The sequence below is a fragment of the Actinoallomurus iriomotensis genome (genome assembly GCF_030269445.1).
In the GTDB taxonomy this organism is placed as follows: Bacteria; Actinomycetota; Actinomycetes; order Streptosporangiales; family Streptosporangiaceae; genus Actinoallomurus; species Actinoallomurus iriomotensis.
In genome coordinates, this window is sequence record NZ_BSTJ01000001.1 from 87898 (window position 1) to 106317 (window position 18420).

Consider the following 18420-nt stretch of genomic DNA (forward strand, 5'->3'; position numbering starts at 1 on the left):
CCGAGCGAGGGTTGCGCGTGGTGTGGGCCGGTGGCAAGGGGAGCGGGACTTTCTGGTGGGTGGTCGAGGAGTGTCGTTGGTTACCGGACGCCGGCTTCCTTCATGTCGCGGAGTTCGCGTTTCAGTTCTTTGATCTCGTCGCGGAGGCGGGCGGCGACTTCGAACTGGAGTTCTTCGGCCGCGTGGTGCATCTGCTGGGTCATCTGGTCGATCAGGGATTCCATCTCCTCGCGCGGGCGTTCGCCGACCAGGTCGGCGGCGTGGCGGCCCGTGCGCTTGGCCGACAGGCCCGGGACCGGGGCCTTGCCGCGGCTCTGCTGGCGGCCGGCGCCGATGAGCTCTTCGGTGTCGGCGTCTTCGCGGGCCAGCATGTCGAGGATGTCGGCGATCTTCTTGCGGAGGGCGGTGGGCTCGATGCCGTCCGCCTCGTTGTAGGCCATCTGCTTGGCGCGGCGGCGGTTGGTCTCGTCGATCGCGCGTTCCATCGACGGGGTGACCTTGTCGGCGTACATGTGGACCTGGCCGGACACGTTACGCGCCGCGCGGCCGATCGTCTGGATCAGTGACGTCTCCGACCGCAGGAAGCCCTCCTTGTCGGCGTCGAGGATCGACACCAGCGACACCTCGGGCAGGTCGAGGCCCTCGCGGAGCAGGTTGATGCCGACCAGCACGTCGAACTCGCCCAGCCGCAGCTCGCGCAGGAGCTCCACCCGGCGGAGCGTGTCGACCTCGCTGTGCAGGTAGCGCACCCGGATGCCCAGCTCCAGGAGGTAGTCGGTCAGGTCCTCGGCCATCTTCTTGGTCAGCGTGGTGACCAGGACCCGCTCGTCGCGGTCGGCTCGCACCCGGATCTCGTGGACCAGGTCGTCGATCTGGCCCTTGGTCGGCTTGATGACCACCTCCGGGTCGACCAGGCCGGTCGGGCGGATCACCTGCTCGACCACGTCTCCCTTGACGCGCCCCAGCTCGTACGGCCCCGGCGTCGCCGACAGGTAGATCGTCTGGCCGATCCGTTCGAGGAACTCCTCCCACTTGAGCGGCCGGTTGTCCTGCGCGCTCGGCAGCCGGAACCCGTGGTCCACCAGCGTGCGCTTACGCGACATGTCGCCCTCGTACATCGCGCCGATCTGCGGCGTCGTCTGGTGCGACTCGTCGATCACGAGGAGGAAGTCCTCGGGGAAGTAGTCGAGGAGGGTGTTGGGCGGGGTGCCGGGGCCACGGCCGTCGATGTGGCGGGAGTAGTTCTCGATGCCGGAGCAGGTGCCGACCTGCCGCATCATCTCGATGTCGTACGTGGTGCGCATCCGCAGGCGCTGGGCCTCCAGCAGCTTGCCGTGCCGCTCCAGCTCGCCCAGGCGCTGCTCGAGCTCCTGCTCGATGCCCTTGATCGCCCGCTCCATCCGCTCCGGGCCGGCGACGTAGTGGGAGGCGGGGAAGATGTAGAGCTCGTCGTCCTCGGTGACGACCTCGCCGGTCAGCGGGTGCAGGGTCGCGAGCTTCTCGATCTCGTCGCCGAACATCTCGATGCGGACGGCGAGCTCCTCGTACTGCGGGATGATCTCGACCGTGTCGCCGCGCACCCGGAACGTGCCGCGGGTGAACGCCAGGTCGTTGCGGGCGTACTGCATGCCGACCAGGCGCCGCAGCAGCTCGTCGCGCTCGATCTCGTCGCCCACGCGCAGCCGCACCATGCGGTCGACGTACTCCTGCGGGGTGCCCAGGCCGTAGATGCACGACACCGACGCGACCACGATCGTGTCGCGGCGGGTCAGCAGCGAGTTGGTCGCCGAGTGCCGCAGCCGCTCCACCTCGTCGTTGATCGAGGAGTCCTTCTCGATGTAGGTGTCGGTCTGCGGGACGTACGCCTCGGGCTGGTAGTAGTCGTAGTAGGAGACGAAGTATTCGATCGCGTTGTTCGGCAGCATCTCGCGCAGCTCGTTGGCGAACTGCGCGGCGAGCGTCTTGTTCGGCTGCATGACCAGCGTCGGACGCTGGACCTTCTCGATCAGCCAGGCCACGGTCGCGGTCTTGCCGGTGCCGGTGGCGCCCAGGAGCACCGAGTCCTTGTCGCCCCGCTTGACCCGTTGCTCGAGCTCGCCGATCGCCTGCGGCTGGTCGCCGGACGGACTCATGTCGGTGACGACCTCGAAGGGCGCCACCTTGCGCTGAAGATCGGTGACAGGCCGCACGCTGTTTCCTCCGGTGAGTCTGTGGTCGCCGCCCAGAGGGGCGGCGAAGCGGGCGGCTCCCCCGGCCGCCCGTGTATGTCAACCGTACGACCCGCCGGTGACATTCCGGTGCGGCTCTCGCGGACTCCCCGGCGGTCACCGTAAAGTAATCGGAACGTCACGCTCCGTCAAAGTCGCCGGAGGTCGTCATGGCCCACCGCATCGCCGCCCTCGTCTCGGCTCTGCCCCTCACCTATGCCGGCATGGCGTTCGTCCCGGCCGCGCGGCAACCGGCGGGCGTGGCCGACATCGCGCATCGGGGCGCCTCCGCGCACGCCCCGGAGAACACCCTGGCAGCGTTCCGCGAGGCCAGAGCCGCGTATGCCGACTACTTCGAGCTCGACGTGCAGCAGACGCGCGACCACGTGCCGATCATCATGCACGACGCGACACTGGGCCGTACGACCGATGCCGAGAAGGTGTTCCCCGGCCGGTCGCCGTGGCGGGTCGGCGACTTCACGCTCGCCCAGGTCAAGCGGCTCGACGCGGGGTCGTGGTTCTCCCCCCGGTACGCGGGCGAACGCGTCCCCACCCTGGCCGAGACGCTGCGGGAGATGGAGGGCAGCGACATGAAGCTGCTCCTGGAACTCAAGAATCCCGCGCTCTACCCGGGCCTGCCCGGCCGCGTCGCGGACGAGCTGCGCGCCCAGCCCGGCTGGACGCTCCCGGACCGTACGGTCGTGCAGAGCTTCGACTGGCCCTCAGTGGAGAGCTTCCACCGGCTGCTCCCCTCGGTGCCGACCGGCGTGATCGGCACCCCCACCGCCCGGCAGCTGCCCGCCGTCGCCCGCTACGCCGGCTACGTCAACCCGCGCTACGACACCGTCACCGCCGCCTACGTACGCGCGGTGCACGCCCGGCACATGAAGGTCTTCGCCTGGGTCGCCGACAGCCCGGCGACCGTGCGGCGGCTGATCGGCGACAGGGTCGACGGGATCGTCAGCAACCGCCCCGAGGCCGTGCCGCACTGACCCCGAGCGGCCCCAGGGCGCGTTGAGGCGGAAAGGGGCGCGTTCTGGTGTCGAGCACCGTCCACCGGTGAGAACGCGGCGAGGTGCCCTCCTCAACGCCGTACAGAAGGGTCCGGGGCGACGCCCTCCGCCGTCAGGCCGCGCGGCGGGCCAGCTCGGCCCACAGGTCGTCCACCTGTGCCGCGAGTGACTCCAGCGTGCCGGAGTTGTCGATGATCCGATCGGCGATCGCCCGGCGTCGTTCCCGGGTGGCCTGGGCGGCGATGCGGGCGCGCGCCGCGTCCTCGGTCATGCCGCGCAGCTCCGTGAGCCGCCGTACCTGCTCCTCGACCGGGGCGTCCACGACGACCACGAGGTCGTACAGGCCGGCCAGGTCGTTCTCGGTGAGCAGCGGCACGTCGTAGACGACGATGGCGTCCGCGGGCGCCTCGTCGACCAGCTCCTGCATCCGCCGCCCGACGAGCGGGTGCACGATCGCGTTGAGGCGTGCGCGGCGGGCGTCGTCGGCGAAGACGATCTCGCCCAGCCGCTCGCGGTCCAGCTCTCCGTCCGGGAGCAGGATCTGCTCACCGAACTCCTCCACGACCGCGGCCAGACCGGGCGTGCCGGGCTCGACCACCTCACGCGCGACCGCGTCGGCGTCGACCAGGACGGCGCCGAGCGCGACCAGCCGCCGCGACACCTCGCTCTTGCCCGAACCGATGCCGCCGGTCAATCCCACTCTCAGCACGAGGCGAGAGTACTCATTCCGCCGTCTCCGCGGCCACGAGGGGTTTGCGCATGTGGACGAGCATCAGGTGGTCGGCGACCCGCTCCCGGTGCGTCTCGCCGTACCCCAGATGCCGGTAGAGCCGAAGGTTCGACTCGCTCAGGTGGCCGGTGAACAGCACGCAGGCGTCGGCCCGCCCGGCCGCCTCCTCCTCCAGGGCGCCCATCAGCGCCCGGCCGATGCCCCGGCCCTGCAGGTCGGGGGCGACGACGAGCCGGCCGACGAGGCAGGTCCGGTCGTTGAACCGGCCGCGCACGGACCCGGCGATGCGCGTGCCGAGGACGGCCTTCAGCACGAGCGAGCCGGCGATCATCTCGCGCACCTGGTCGATCGACTCGACCAGCGGCGGCAGGAACGGGTCGCCGTGCAGCTGCGCCTCGGTCACGTACGCGGCGCGCTGGAGGGTGAGGATCTCCCCCGCGTCCGCCTTCTCGGCCCGCTCGATCCGCACGTCGTCCATGGGCGCTCAGCCTACGACCCGTACGGTGGCCGCCAGCACCGACCGGTGCGGGCCCGTCACGGTGTCGCCCAGCCCCAGGTCGCCGGTGCCGAAGATCGAGACGACGGCGCCACCGCCGGCGGCGCGCAGGTCGCCCTGCCCGGTGATCTGGTCCGCCTCCGGCCCGCCGTTCGCCGTGTCCAGGTTCCCCGCGATCACGGTGTGCGGGGCGCCGCTCCACGCCTGGAGGAGCCTGCCGATCTCGGCGAGCCGGGTCCGGGTGCGGCCGGCGCCGTGCTGGACGTCCACCGACCACACGTCGGCCGTACGGCCGCCGCCGGCGTCGACCCGCGCCCAGACATAGCCGCGCGCCTGCGGACCGGCGCCCACGGGCAGCCGCCCGTTGCCGGTCGCCTTCACCGGGAGCCGGGACAGCACGGCGTTGCCGTACTGCTGGTCGGCGGCCGGTCCCCACACGAGCCGCATGCCGAGCCGGCGGGCCAGCCAGGAGCCGACGTCGGCGGTTCCCGACAGCGGCCAGCCGCGGCCGACGGACTGCAGCGCGACCACATCGGCGTGCTGCGCCTCGATGGTGCGGGCGACCGCCTCCGGGTCGAGCCGCCCGTCGGCGTCGACGGCCTGGTCGATGTCGTAGGCCGCGAGCCGGAACGTCCCGGGCTGCGCGGCCGTACGAGAGGTCTCCGGGGCGGTCATCGCGTACGCGGCCGGCACGACGAGCAGCACCAGCGCCCCGCCTCCGGCGCCGAGCGCACGCGCCCACGACCGCGCGGGCAGCGGGCCGCCGCGCGCCGCCGCGATCGCCGAGAGCAGGCCCAGGACGATGCCGGCCGCGCCGGGCAGCACCTTGTTCGGCAGCGGGAGCGGTTCGGTGTAGTGCGCCTGGTACGGCAGCAGGATCAGGGTGGCGAGCAGGCCGCCCACCGCGACGCCCAGGTCGATGCGCCAGGCACGGCCGCCGAGGTCGCGCGGACGCGGCGGCGCCGAAGCGGCCCCGGCCGGTACGGGCACGCGACGGCCGCGGTAGCCGCCGCGGCGCAGCGGCACCCGGCAGGCGACCGCGAGCAGCCACGCCGACAGCACCTGGCCCGCGACGACGACCACGACCGCGACCACGCCGGTCAGCCCGTACCGTCCGGTCACCGCGCCCGCGCCCACGCCCAGCAGGGCGCCGCCGAAGACGCACACGCCGCCCGGTACGGCCGCGACGGCCAGGCCGGAGGACAGGAACGCCAGCGTGAGGGCCTGCGCGGCGAGGACGACCGCGCCGGCGACCGGCAGCGACAGCCATCCGCTGGAGGCCGCGAACGCCGGGCTGGCCAGCACGAGGATCTGCAACGCCAGGAACGGCCCGAGCGCCGCGGCGCCGAGCGCGTCACGCCAGCCGATCGCGGGCGCCTCGATCGGCGGCACCCGCGTCTGCCGTACGAGGGCGAACGCTCCGGCACCGACGATGATCAGGCAGGCCAGCCACGGAAGGACGCCACTGCGGGCCGCCGGGTCCCAGGTGCCGAAGGCCAGGGACAGCGCCGTGTCACCGGTCAGCCCGGCGACCACGGCCACCGCGAACCCGGTGCCGGACAGGCCACGCGCCGTCTCGTACAGGGCGGTGAGGGCGAGCATGCCGAACGCGGCCCCGGCCAGCGCCAGCCACAGCGCGGCCGGCAGCGCCTGCGTGGCGAGCCGTACGGCGAGCAGGCCGCCGACGCCGGCCACCAGCAGACCGCGCGGCCCGGCCACGGCGCGTGCCACGGGGGCCAAGAAGCCGGCCAGGCTGACGATCAGGATCGCCGCCGCGGCGGTGACCGCGCCGGAGGCCGCCGCGAAGTGACCGAACGAAGGGAACGCGGCCCGCAGCACCTCGGTCAGGACGGCGACGGTCACCGCGATCAGCAGAATGCGGGAGAACTCCTGCGGAACGACCGGGGGCCCCGCCGATGCGGCGGGACCCCCAGGACGTACGCGTGTGTCGGAATCGACCATATGCGGTTATTTAACTCCGCTTACTCCTGGCCGCCGGACAGCTTCTCGCGCAGGGCCGCGAGGGCCTCGTCGGACGCCAGCGCGCCGCCCGTGTCGCCGCCACCGCCGGGCTGGTCGCCCTCGGTGTTGTACGACTGCGGACCGGCCGCCTCGGCCTCGGCCTTGCGGGCCTCCTCGACCTGCTTCTTGTGGGCGTCGAAGCGGGCACGCGCCTCCGCGTACTGCCGCTCCCACGTCTCACGCTGCTGGTCGAAGCCCTCGAGCCAGTCTCCGGTCTCGGAGTCGAAGCCCTCGGGGTACTTGTAGTTGCCCTCGGCGTCGTACTCGGCCGGCATGCCGTAGAGCGTCGGGTCGAACTCCTCGTCGGTGAACGTCCCGCCACCCTCGTTGGCCTGCTTCAGCGAGAGGCTGATGCGGCGCCGGTCGAGGTCGATGTCGATGATCTTCACGAAGATCTCGTCGCCGACCTGGACGACCTGCTCCGGGATCTCCACGTGGCGCTCGGCCAGCTCGGAGATGTGCACCAGGCCCTCGATGCCCTCCTCGACCCGGACGAACGCGCCGAACGGCACCAGCTTGGTGACGCGACCCGGCACGACCTGGCCGATCTGGTGGGTGCGGGCGAACTGCTGCCAGGGGTCCTCCTGCGTCGCCTTGAGCGACAGGGAGACCCGCTCGCGCTCCATGTCCACGTCGAGAACCTCGACGGTGACCTCCTGGCCCACCTCGACGACCTCGGAGGGGTGGTCGATGTGCTTCCAGGACAGCTCGGACACGTGCACCAGACCGTCGACGCCGCCGAGGTCCACGAACGCACCGAAGTTGACGATGCTGGACACGACGCCCTTGCGGACCTGGCCCTTCTGAAGCGTGTTGAGGAAGGTCTGGCGGACCTCGCTCTGAGTCTGCTCCAGCCATGCGCGGCGGGACAGCACCACGTTGTTGCGGTTCTTGTCCAGCTCGATGATCTTCGCCTCGAGCTCGCGCCCGACGTACGGCTGAAGGTCGCGCACCCGGCGCATCTCCACCAGGGACGCGGGAAGGAAGCCGCGCAGCCCGATGTCGAGGATCAGGCCGCCCTTGACGACCTCGATGACCGTACCGGTGACGATGCCGTCCTCGTCCTTGATCTTCTCGATCGTGCCCCAGGCACGCTCGTACTGAGCGCGCTTCTTGGACAGGATGAGCCGACCTTCCTTGTCCTCCTTCTGGAGGACGAGGGCCTCGACGTGGTCACCGACCTTGACGACCTCGTTCGGGTCGACATCGTGCTTGATGGACAGCTCTCGCGAGGGGATGACGCCCTCGGTCTTGTAGCCGATGTCGAGCAAGACCTCGTCTCGGTCGACCTTGACGACAGTGCCTTCGACAATGTCGCCGTCGTTGAAGTACTTGATGGTCTCGTCGATCGCCGCGAGGAAGGCTTCCTCGGACCCGATGTCATTGACCGCTACCTGCGGGGTACTCGAGGTGGCCTCGGTGCTGCTCGTCATGTGTGGGATGGCTCCGGATACGGACATGCGTAGTTGCGTGTGTTGCGCGGAGGGCCAGTTATCGTCCCTGCCGATGAACCGGCGATGTGACCAGTCCGATGTCGACTTGACCGAGCGCGAGCCTGCTCTGTCCGAGGCGCGCACAGGCCCACAGCGCAGCGATCAGGATATGGGAGGCCATGGGCAGCGGTCAATCTCGAGAGTGGTCAGTAGGGGCAGGCCCACTCCTTGTAACGCGTGTAGAGGTAGATCATCTTATCCTGCGGGAAGGCGATCGTGGCCGGGTTCCCGTCGGAGGTGTACCGCTTGTCGGGATTCTTCGCCAGCCACTCCAACCACGCCGTCGAACAGTACTGCTTGCAGTCATCTTCTTTGATCTTTTCCTTGTCCCGGATCCGCGGGATCTGCCGCGGGTCGAAGGAACCGGCGTACGGCGAGTCGGCGGGCTTCCACCCGGCCAGGAACATGCCCGTGAAGTTCCACGGCACCGGCTTGGTGCCGTGCTGGGCCCAGTCGAGGTGCGCCTCCGACAGCGAGCCGAACGGGAACGCGAAGGTGGTCGCCGGCTTGCCGGTGGCGCTTTCGATCATCTGCTCGTCGGTGCCGATCTCCTTGGCCACCTCCTCATGGCTCATCGTGCGCATGTCCTTGTGGTTGGTCGTGTGGTTCGCGATCTCGAACCCGTTGCGGACCAGCCAGCGCATCGTCTCCACGCCCGGCTTGGAGCCGCCGTAGAACGGGTCGCGGTTCACGAAGAACGTCGCGACCGGACGGAACCCGGGATTCTCCTTCGCCACCCGCTGGATCACCCCGATCGCCGTGTCGGGCTTGGGGTTCCCCGCGCCGTCGAAGTCGGCGTGCGTGATCGACCCGTCGTCGAAGGTCAGCACGACGGGATGCCGGCCCGCCGGGATGTCGATCTGGCCTTTGACGAACTCCGCCGCGGTGATCGGCACATAGCCCTGCTTGGCCATGCCGGTGAACTCGTCGTACAGGTCCTTGGTCGAGCGGTCGAGCGAGACCTGCGGCTTGGCCATCACCCGGTGGATCATCAGGATCGGGACCATGCCGAGCTCGTTCGCGCCGGCGGCGCGAGCCGCGGCCGCCGCCTTGGCCATGTTGAACGGCGGCGCCTTCTTCTTCTGCGGCTGCTTGCGCGGCACGGCCGCGGCCGTCCTGGACGCCCCCGCGTGGACCGCCGCACCACCGGCGGCGGGCGCGTTGGCGCGAGGCTCAGCGCCCCCATGCCGGTCACGGGGGGCCACGAAGCCCACCACCACGGCGATCACGATCAAAGCGGCGGCCAGTTTGTCGAGATGCGGCACGGTTGTCCCCTAGCGATCCTGCACGCGGTGCCCACAAGAGCCTGCTCAGGGTTGCTTCCCGCTACCACGATCATGTAACCGCTCGGCTACTTACGGTGAAGGTCTGGATTACGGCGAAGAAGACCCGTCCGCACTCCCCCGGGTCATGGCCACCGCCAGGCCTCGGGGTCAGTGGCCGGCTTCGTGCCAGGTGCGGCCGGTGCCCATCGAGACCTCCAGCGGCACGCGCAGGTCGTACGCGGCGCCCATCTCGCGGGTGACCAGGTCACGCAGAGTGTCCAGCTCTCCCTCGGCCACCTCGAAGATCAGTTCGTCGTGGACCTGCAGCAGCATGCGGGAACGCAGGCCCTCGTCGCGGAGCGCGCGGTCGACGCGCAGCATGGCGACCTTGATGATGTCCGCGGCCGAGCCCTGGATCGGCGCGTTCAGCGCCATGCGTTCGGCCATCTCGCGGCGCTGGCGGTTGTCCGACGTCAGGTCGGGCAGGTAGCGGCGGCGGCCCATGATCGTCTCGGTGTAGCCGTCGCGGCGGGCCTGGGAGACGATGTCACGCAGGTAGTCGCGGACGCCGCCGAACTGCTCGAAGTACTCCTCCATCAGCCCGCGGGCCTCGTCCGGGGTGATGCGCAGCTGCTGGGACAGGCCGAACGCCGACAGGCCGTACGCCAGGCCGTAGTTCATCGCCTTGATGCGCGACCGCAGCTCACCGTCGATCTGCTCGGCCGGCAGGTCGAACACGCGCGACGCCGTGACCGTGTGGAAGTCGATGCCCGACCCGAACGCGTCGATCAGCGCCTCGTCACCGGACAGGTGGGCCATGATCCGCAGCTCGATCTGGCTGTAGTCGGCGGTCAGCAGGCACGCGAACCCGTCGCCGACCACGAAACCCTCGCGGATCTGACGGCCCTCGGCCGTGCGGATCGGGATGTTCTGCAGGTTGGGGTCGGCCGAGGACAGCCGCCCCGTCGCCGCCACCATCTGCCCGAAGGTCGTGTGGATGCGCCGGTGGTCGTCGGCCATCGGGATCAGCGAGTCGACCATGCTCTTGAGCTTGGCCACCTCACGGTGCCGGAGCAGCGCCTCCAGCACCGGATGGGCGGTCTGGGCGTAGAGACTGGTCAGCGCCTCGGAGTCGGTGGTGTAGCCGGTCTTGGTGCGGCGCGTCTTGGGCAGCCCCAGCTCGTCGAAGAGGATCTGCTGGATCTGCTTGGGCGAGCCGAGGTTGAACTCGCGGCCGATCGCCTCCCAGGCGGCCTCCTCGACCGACTTGACCTCGCCGCCGAACGTCGCCGACAGCCGCGCCAGGTAGTCGATGTCCAGGGCGACGCCCAGGCGCTCCATGCCCGCCAGGACCTCCACCAGCGGCATCTCCACGTCGCGCAGCAGCGCCACCGCGCCGCGCCGCTCCAGGTCCTTGTCGAGCGCCTCGGCCAGGTCCACCACCGCGCGGGCCCGTACGACCAGGTCGAAGGCGGCCTCCTGCTCGCCGGAGCCGTCGAGGGTCAGCTGGCCGCTGTCGTCGGCCTCCTTGCGCAGCTCGCGGTGGAGGTAGCGCAGCACCAGGTCGCCCAGGTCGAACGACCGCTGGCCCGGCAGGGCGAGGTAGGCGGCGAGGGCCGTGTCACTGGTCAGCCCGCCGAGCTCCATGCCCCGCGCCGCGAACGCCAGCATCGGGCCCTTCGCGTCGTGCATGGCCTTCGGCTGCTTGGGATCGGCCAGCCACGCGGCGAGCGCCCGCTCGTCCTCCTCGGGCAGCTCCACCGGGTCGAGGTACGCGCCCACACCCGCCTGGGTGGCCAGCGCGACGCCGGTGATGTCTCCGGTGCCGCGCCCCCACGCGCCGGTCACCGCGACGCCGACGCGCCCGGGACCGCTCGCGTGCTCGGCCAGCCACGCGGCCACCTCGCCGGGGCCGGGCCGGGCCATCTCGACCTCGAACCCCTCCTCGGCCTCCGGCTCGACCGCCGACAGCGTCGCATAGAGCCGCTCGCGCAGCACGCGGAACTGCAGCGTGTCGAACAGCGTGTGGATCTCGTCGCGGTCCCACTGGCCCAGGGTGAGGTCGGCGGGCCCCCGGTCGAGCGGCACCTCGCAGTCGAGCTTGTTGATCTGCTGGTTGCGCAGGACGTCGCCGAGGTGCTCGCGGAGGTTCGCGCCGGCCTTGCCGGTGATCTCGTCGACGTGCGCGACCAGCTCGTCCAGGCCGCCGTACTTGGTGAGCCACTTGGCCGCGGTCTTGGGCCCGACCCCCGGCACGCCCGGCAGGTTGTCGCTGGTCTCCCCCACCAGCGCGGCCAGCTCCCGGTGCCGCTCGGGCGGCACGCCGTACTTCTCCTCGACCGCCGCCGGCGTCATGCGCGCCAGGTCGGACACGCCCTTGCGCGGGTAGAGCACCGTGCAGTGCTCGCCGACGAGCTGGAAGGCGTCGCGGTCGCCGGTGACGATCGAGACCTCCATCCCCTGCCCGACGGCCTGGGTGGCCAGCGTCGCGATCAGGTCGTCGGCCTCGTACCCGGCCACCGACAGCCGCGGGATGCGCAGCGCGTCGAGCACCTCGAAGATCAGGCTGATCTGGCTGCGGAAGTCGTCCGGCGTCTCCCGCCGGTTCGCCTTGTACTCGACGTAGGTCTCGTGGCGGAACGTCGGCTCGCTCCGGTCGAAGCACACCGCCACGTGGGTGGGCCCCTCGTCCCGCAGGACGTTGATCAACATGGACGTGAAGCCGTACACGGCGTTGGTCGGCTGGCCCGTCGTCGTCGAGAAGTTCTCGATCGGCAGGGCGAAGAACGCCCGGTACGCGAGCGAGTGCCCGTCCATGAGCAGCAGGCGGGGAGTTTCAGGGGTCGCTTCCGTCATCACCACGCAGGCAGCCTAGCCTTCGCCTAGGACAATTCAGAGCAGGCCGAGAAGGTCACTGGAGGTTTCGTGGACGACGCGAGCGCGATCGCGCCCGGCGAGCTCGATCTGAACGCGTACGAGGGACTCCCCAAATCGATGGGGATCGAGATCACCGAGGCGTCCGCCGAACGCGTCGTCGCGCGGATGCCGGTCAAGGGCAACACCCAGCCGTACGGGCTCCTGCACGGCGGCGCCTCCTGCGTCCTCGCCGAGACCATCGGCTCGGTCGGCGCGACCCTGCACGCCGGACCCGATCGCATCGCGATGGGCATCGAGATCAGCGCGAGCCACCACCGGTCCGCCTCGGAGGGGTACGTCACCGGCGTCGCGACCCGGCTGCACGGCGGCCGCACGCTCGCCACCTACGAGATCGTCATCACCGACGACCGTGATCGCCGGATATGCACGGCACGTCTCACATGCGCGGTCCGCGATCGGCCGTAAATTTCTCGTTCCGGCCACCCCTCGGTGACCTGCGGGTTCGTCGTTCGTGGCCGAATCGTTTCCGATCGAGGCCCAACGGGTATGCCCCAGACTTTGCACCCATCACACCAGTCTCGCTACCGTTGCACCGTAAGAGCCCGGAGCGCTGAGTAGAAAACGTACCGCCGGGCCTGTGCAGGGCCGGGGAAGGCCTGCATGGGCTCACCGGCGGGACGGCACCAAAGGCGCTCCGGGCTCATCGCATTCCGGTCGCGATTCGGCGAAGTTCACCGCCCCCGGGCCCGCGCTCGTCTACCGTCGCGCTGTGCATCGCCCCCTGCGCCGGCTGTCCGCAACGACGGCCCTGCTCGCGGCCGCCGTCCTCACGCTCGCCGGCTGCGGCTCGCCGGCCCGCCACTACGAGATCCCGCCCCAGCCGGTGCCCAGCGGCGAGACACCGCTGTCCGGCCGCACCTCCGCGATCGGCGAGGTCACCTACACCGTCATCGGCCTCCGGACCGAACTCGGCGAGGTCATCGGCTCACACGGAAGCTGGATCCCCCACGGCCAGTACGTGCGGGTGCGGCTCCTCATGGTGAACAACGGCCGCGAACGCCACGACTTCGAGCCCGGCCGGCAACTCCTCGTCACCACGGACGGCAGGACGTACGCGCCGAGCACCGACGCGATGCAGATCTCCCGCGCGGTCTCCGGCACGCAGACCATCGCCTCGCACGAGCTGTGCGCCTTCGACCTGTGGTTCGACGTCCCGAAGAAGGCGGCCGTCCGCGCACTCCGCGTCTACGGCGACCCCTCATCGTCCCGGCTGGGCGACCAGCTCAAGAACGCCCCGGCCGCGGGTGCCAGGAACCCCGTCGACATCCTCCTGAAATAGACCGGGTGGCGGCCGCCACTGCGGCCGCCACCCGGCAGGAGGTCAGATCGCCGACTCGGCTCCGCCCCCGAGGTACGCCGCGCGCACCTGCGGGTCGTCCAGCAGCTCACCGGCCGGGGCCGACTTCACCACCGCACCCGTCTCGAGCACGTACGCCCGGTGCGCGATCTGCAGCGCCTGCTGCGCGTTCTGCTCGACCAGCAGCACCGTGGTGCCACGCCGGTTGATCTCCTGGATGATCGAGAAGATCTGCTGGATGAGCTTGGGTGCCAGCCCCATCGACGGCTCGTCCAGCAACAGGACCTTCGGCTGGGTCATCAGCGCGCGACCGATGGCGAGCATCTGCTGCTCCCCGCCGGACATCGTGCCGCCGGCCTGGTCCTTGCGCTCCGCCAGCCGGGGGAACAGGTCGAAGACCTCCTTGAGGTCCTTCTCGACGTTGCCCTTGCGCGCGTACGCGCCCATGAACAGGTTCTCGGTGACCGTCATGCCGGGGAAGATCCCCCGGCCCTCCGGCGCCTGCCCGATGCCCATGAGCACCCGCTTGTGCCCGGCCACCTTGCTGATGTTCCGGCCGCCGAACACGATCCGCCCCGACGACAGCGGACGCAGACCCGAGATCGTCTTCAGAGTCGTCGACTTGCCGGCGCCGTTCGCGCCGATCAGCGTGACGATCTCGCCCTCGTCGACGTCCACGGACACGCCCTTGAGGGCCGCGATCTTGCCATAGTGGACGTGGATGTCCCTGATCTCAAGAAGCATCGGCAGGAGCCCCCAGATACGCCTCGATGACCCGCGGATTGTTCTGGATGTCGGCCGGCAGACCCTCCGCGATCTTCTGGCCGAAGTCCAGCACGGCGATCCGGTCGCTGATGCCCATGATCAGGCTCATGTCATGCTCGATCAGCAGCACGGTGCGGCCCGCGTCGCGGATCCTGCGGATGAGCCCCTGCAGGGCCTCCTTCTCGGTCGGGTTCATCCCCGCCGCCGGCTCGTCGAGCAGCAACAGCTTCGGGTCCGTCGCGAGAGCCCGGGCGATCTCCAGCCGCCGCTGGTCGCCGTACGGGAGGTTCTTGGCCGTCTCATGGATGCGGTGCCCGATGCCGACGAACTCCATGATCTCTTCGGCCTTCGCCCGGCCCTGACGCTCCTCCCGGCGGTGCCAGGGCAGCCCCAGAGCCGCCCCCGCCAGGCCCGTACGGTGGTTCGCGTCCGCGCCGACCATGACGTTCTCCAACGCCGACATGTTGTGGAACAGCCGGACGTTCTGGAACGTACGGGCCACGCCGCGCTTGGTCACCTTGAACCGCTTCTGCCCGTCGATCCGCGAGCCGGCGAAGACCACCCTGCCCTCGGTCGGCCGGTACACCCCGGTGACCACGTTGAACACGGTCGTCTTCCCCGCGCCGTTCGGACCGATCAACGCGAAGATCTCACCCTCGTCGATCGTCAGGTCCAGGCCGTTGATGGCGACCACACCACCGAAGCGCATCGTCACGCCCCGCAGATCCAGCACGGGACCCGCGGCGCCCGCCGCCGTGTGACTCATTCGCTCACCTCACCGGCTGCGACGGTGGCCGGACCGGCCACCTCGGCCCCCATGGATCCCATGCCTCCCGAACCCTCGGCGAGCTCCGCCTTACGCCGCCGCGACGGCAGCAGGCCCTCCGGCCGGAAGACCATCAGCAGCACCAGCACCGCACCGAAGACGAGGACGCGGTACTCCTGGAGCCCACGGATCCGCTCCGGGATCCAGGCCACGAGGAACGACCCGAGGATGACACCGGGAAGGTTCCCCGAACCGCCGAGCACGACCGCCGCCAGGATGGTCGCCGACAGGATGAACGGGAAGTTCGTCGGAATGATCGACACCGCCTGCGAGGCGTACACGACACCGGTCGCCCCGCCGATCGCCGCGCCGATCGCGAACGCCGCCAGCTTGAACTTGAACGTCGGCACGCCCATCAGCTCGGCCGCGTCCTCGTCCTCCCGGATCGAGGCCCAGGCCCGGCCGACCCTGCTGTTCTCCAGACGCTTCACGAAGATGATCGCCAACACGATCACGAGCAGCATCAGGTAGTAGTACGGCTTGCCATCCAGCGCGCCGTACTTGAACGGCTGCACACCGCCGATGCCCAGCGCGTCGAACAGCCCGTTGTCCGGGATCGTCCACTCCGAGAAGGACGGCGGATGCGGGATGCCGCCGATGCCGTTCGGCCCGCCGATGTAGTTGGTGTTGTTCGCGGTGATCCGCACGATCTCACCGAAGCCCAGCGTGACGATCGCCAGATAGTCACCGCGCAGCCGCAGCGTCGGCGCGCCCAGGATGATGCCCGACAGCGCCGACAACACGATGCCGACCAGCAGGATCTCCCAGAAGCTCCAGCCGAACTTCACCCCGAACACCGCCATCGCGTAGCCGCCGATGGCGAAGAACGCGACATAGCCAAGGTCGAGCAGGCCGGCCTGGCCCACCACGACGTTCAGCCCGATGCCGAGCAGGATGTAGCCGCCGATCGGGAAGAACAGCAGCGTCGGCCAGTCCGTGTACGGCGACATGAAACTGCCGATACCGTCCGCCGGAAGGAACAGCGCGAGGACGATCAGGACCGCGTAGACGAGCCAGCGCACCCACGAGGGAGCGCCCGACCAGCGGTCACGAATCGAGTCGGTCGCCGAGGAGTACGCGCCGCGTACTCGAGTGAGCGGGTTTCCAGAAGAGGAATCGTTCATGCGCGCGCCTGTTGGAGAGACTCACCGAGAATTCCGGTGGGACGGAACATGAGGACCAGCACCAGAACGCTGAATGCCACGACATTCTGCCATTCCGAGCCGAAGATCGCCGAGCCGTACATTTCGAAGAGCCCGAGGACGATACCGCCGACCAGCGCGCCGCGCAGGTTGCCGATACCGCCGAGCACCGCCGCGGTGAACGCCTTGATGCCCAGCAGGAACCCGACGTCGAACCGGGTCTCCTCGAACCGCAGCATGTAGAGCGCCGCCGCGACACCCGCCATGGCACCGCCGATCGCGAACGTCGCGGTCACGATCCGGTCGATGTTGACGCCCATCAGCACCGCCGTCTCCGGGTCCTGCGCGGTCGCGCGGATGCCGCGGCCCAGCTTCGTACGGTTCACGAAGACGTCGAGCAGCACCATCATCAGCACCGCGCCGACTATCACGATGAGACGGTCGTTGGAGAGTTCGAAGCTTCCGATGTGGATCACGTCGGACTTCTCCACGAAGTGGCCCTGGATCGGGAGCGCGCCCTTCTCCTTCGGCAGGTCGAACGCCCAGGGCACGACGATGCGCGCGAAGAGCTGCTGCAGGAACAGCGACGCGCCGATCGCCGAGATGAGCGCCGCCAGGCGGGACGCCCCGTGGCGGCGCAACGGCCGGTATGCCACGTACTCGAGGATCACCGCGCTGCCGCCCGAGGCCAGTCCACCCGCGACCGCCAGGACGATCAGCAGCCCGACCAGCGCGAAACCACCCACGTTGGACGGCATGCCGAACAGATGAAGCATTCCCAGCACGGCGAACGTGCCGATCATGAAGATCTCGGAATGCGCGAAGTTGATGAGACGAAGAACGCCATAGACCATCGTGTAGCCGAGTGCCACCAGTGCGTAGATCGCGCCCAGGGACAGTCCGTCGATGGTGTACGGCCAGAACTGGCTGATGAGGTTGTTCAAGTTGATCGCCTTCGCCGCAGGAGCGGGAGCGCGGTGCGCTCCCGCTCCTGGCGTTACGTAAGCCCACCTGACGGCGGACGGATTACTTGACAGTGGCGGTCTTGGAGTTGCCCAGGAGGGGCAGCTGGTCTCCCTTGACCTCGTACACGTAGACGTCCGTCGCGGTCGGCTCACCGGCCGAGCTGAACTTGATCTGCTTCGAGACACCCGGCTGGTCGATCGTCGACAGGAAGGAGTTGATCTTCTCCGGGGTGGTGTTGCCCGCCTTCACGGCCGCGATGAACGCGGTCGCGGCGTCGTACGCCTCGGCGGAGTAAACCCCCGGGTCGGCGTTGAACTTGGCCTTGTAGTCCTGCGCGAACTTCTTGCTCGCCGCGCCCGCGGACCCGGTCGGGTCGATCAGGCAGGGGCAGCCGACGATCGTGCCGTCGGCGGTCGTGCCGCCCGCGCCCTTGGCGAGGCCCTTGTCCAGCGAACCGTCACCCGAGAGGAACCGGCCCTTCACGCCGCCCTCACGGAGCTGCTTGATCAGCTTTCCGGCCTGCGCGTAGTAGCCGCCGAAGAAGATCGCGTCCGGGTTGAACGCCTTGGCCTTGTTGACCGTCGCGGAGTAGTCCGACCCCTGCGGGTCGGTCGCGTCCTCGGAGGTCGTGGCGCCGGCCTTCTCGACGTTCGCCTTCACCGTCTCGGCGAGCGGCTTACCGTACTCGGAGCTGTCGTGGATGATGAAGACCTTCTTGGCCTTCAGGTTCGAGGCGATGAAGTTGCCGATGCCGGCGCCCTGCACGTTGTCGTTGGCGATGAGCCGGTGCCAGAACTTCCAGCCGTGCTGGGCCAGCGCGACGTTGGTGGCCGACGACGAGATGTTGGGGATCTTGCCCTCTTCCAGGACCGGGTCCGCCTGGGCGGACTCGCCGGAGAACGTCGGCCCGATCAGACCCGCGATCTTGTCCTTGGTGATCGCCTGCTTGACCAGGGGCACGGCCTGCTCGCCCTTGCCCTGGCTGTCGTAGGTCTTGAACTGGATCTTGACCTTCGGGTTCGTCGCGTTGTACTGGTCGAACGCCAGCTGCGCGCCCTGCTTGGGCGGGATGACGATGCCGGAGTTCTCCCCGGTCAGGTCACCCAAGAAGCCGATCGTGACGGTGTCGCCTTTGCTGCCACCGCTGCCAGAGTCTCCGCAGGCGGACGCGCCGAGCGCCAACGCCGCGCTCACCGCGATAACGCCGGTGAACTTCACAGTCTTGCTCCGCAAGGCCGCTACTTCCTTCCGTAACCGTTTG

Annotated in this window: 15 protein-coding genes; 3 read left to right on the forward strand and 12 right to left on the reverse strand. The window is 69.5% G+C overall.

All coding sequences use genetic code 11. The annotated features are described in order from the left end of the window. Positions 1-80: 80 nt before the first annotated feature. Positions 81-2189: an excinuclease ABC subunit UvrB gene (uvrB, locus tag QSK37_RS00415; protein ID WP_285616740.1), complete on the reverse strand. Its 2109-nt coding sequence runs from the start codon at positions 2187-2189 to the stop codon at positions 81-83. A gap of 188 nt (positions 2190-2377) precedes the next feature. Here uvrB and QSK37_RS00420 point away from each other — a divergent pair, with 188 nt between their 5' ends. Beyond that, the gene (locus QSK37_RS00420; RefSeq protein WP_285616741.1) at positions 2378-3199 is read left to right on the forward strand and encodes a glycerophosphodiester phosphodiesterase; all 822 of its coding nucleotides are present in this window, start codon (positions 2378-2380) and stop codon (positions 3197-3199) included. A 133-nt stretch (positions 3200-3332) separates the two neighbouring features. On the opposite strand, the gene coaE is transcribed toward QSK37_RS00420, so the two are convergent. From coaE to polA, 6 genes are all read right to left on the reverse strand, one after another. Continuing rightward, positions 3333-3929 carry a dephospho-CoA kinase gene (gene coaE / locus QSK37_RS00425; RefSeq protein WP_285616742.1) on the reverse strand — a complete coding sequence of 199 codons (597 nt, stop codon included), beginning with the start codon at positions 3927-3929 and terminating at the stop codon, positions 3333-3335. 13 nt (positions 3930-3942) lie between these two features. Continuing rightward, positions 3943-4428 carry a GNAT family N-acetyltransferase gene (locus tag QSK37_RS00430; RefSeq protein ID WP_285616744.1) on the reverse strand — a complete coding sequence of 162 codons (486 nt, stop codon included), beginning with the start codon at positions 4426-4428 and terminating at the stop codon, positions 3943-3945. 6 nt (positions 4429-4434) lie between these two features. Beyond that, complete coding sequence (locus QSK37_RS00435; protein ID WP_285616746.1) at positions 4435-6309, reverse strand: endonuclease/exonuclease/phosphatase family protein; 1875 nt, start codon at positions 6307-6309, stop codon at positions 4435-4437. A 119-nt stretch (positions 6310-6428) separates the two neighbouring features. Further along, complete coding sequence (rpsA, locus tag QSK37_RS00440) at positions 6429-7901, reverse strand: 30S ribosomal protein S1 (protein ID WP_285566376.1); 1473 nt, start codon at positions 7899-7901, stop codon at positions 6429-6431. 206 nt (positions 7902-8107) lie between these two features. Further along, complete coding sequence (locus QSK37_RS00445) at positions 8108-9226, reverse strand: polysaccharide deacetylase family protein (RefSeq protein ID WP_285616747.1); 1119 nt, start codon at positions 9224-9226, stop codon at positions 8108-8110. A gap of 168 nt (positions 9227-9394) precedes the next feature. Continuing rightward, positions 9395-12082 (reverse strand): DNA polymerase I, encoded by a 2688-nt coding sequence (gene polA, locus QSK37_RS00450; RefSeq protein ID WP_285618839.1) that lies wholly within the window; start codon positions 12080-12082, stop codon positions 9395-9397. 138 nt (positions 12083-12220) lie between these two features. Between polA and QSK37_RS00455 the strand changes: the two genes are divergently transcribed. Beyond that, positions 12221-12568, forward strand: coding sequence for a PaaI family thioesterase (locus tag QSK37_RS00455; RefSeq protein WP_285567170.1), 348 nt, complete (start codon positions 12221-12223; stop codon positions 12566-12568). Between the two features lie 304 nt (positions 12569-12872). Beyond that, complete coding sequence (locus QSK37_RS00460; protein WP_285616749.1) at positions 12873-13442, forward strand: DUF4352 domain-containing protein; 570 nt, start codon at positions 12873-12875, stop codon at positions 13440-13442. A 42-nt stretch (positions 13443-13484) separates the two neighbouring features. Here the strand turns inward: QSK37_RS00460 and QSK37_RS00465 are convergent, their stop codons facing one another. From QSK37_RS00465 to QSK37_RS00485, 5 genes are all read right to left on the reverse strand, one after another. Further along, positions 13485-14204 (reverse strand): ABC transporter ATP-binding protein, encoded by a 720-nt coding sequence (locus QSK37_RS00465; protein ID WP_285566382.1) that lies wholly within the window; start codon positions 14202-14204, stop codon positions 13485-13487. Continuing rightward, positions 14194-14991, reverse strand: a complete 798-nt coding sequence (locus QSK37_RS00470) for an ABC transporter ATP-binding protein (protein WP_285616750.1) — start codon at positions 14989-14991, stop codon at positions 14194-14196. Before QSK37_RS00470 ends, QSK37_RS00465 begins: the two co-directional genes overlap by 11 nt. Continuing rightward, complete coding sequence (locus QSK37_RS00475; RefSeq protein ID WP_285616752.1) at positions 14988-16175, reverse strand: branched-chain amino acid ABC transporter permease; 1188 nt, start codon at positions 16173-16175, stop codon at positions 14988-14990. The genes QSK37_RS00470 and QSK37_RS00475 overlap by 4 nt, the downstream gene beginning before the upstream one ends. Then, complete coding sequence (locus QSK37_RS00480; protein ID WP_285616754.1) at positions 16172-17137, reverse strand: branched-chain amino acid ABC transporter permease; 966 nt, start codon at positions 17135-17137, stop codon at positions 16172-16174. The genes QSK37_RS00475 and QSK37_RS00480 overlap by 4 nt, the downstream gene beginning before the upstream one ends. An 82-nt stretch (positions 17138-17219) precedes the next feature. Further along, positions 17220-18392: a branched-chain amino acid ABC transporter substrate-binding protein gene (locus QSK37_RS00485; protein WP_285616756.1), complete on the reverse strand. Its 1173-nt coding sequence runs from the start codon at positions 18390-18392 to the stop codon at positions 17220-17222. Between the last annotated feature and the right edge of the window lie 28 nt (positions 18393-18420).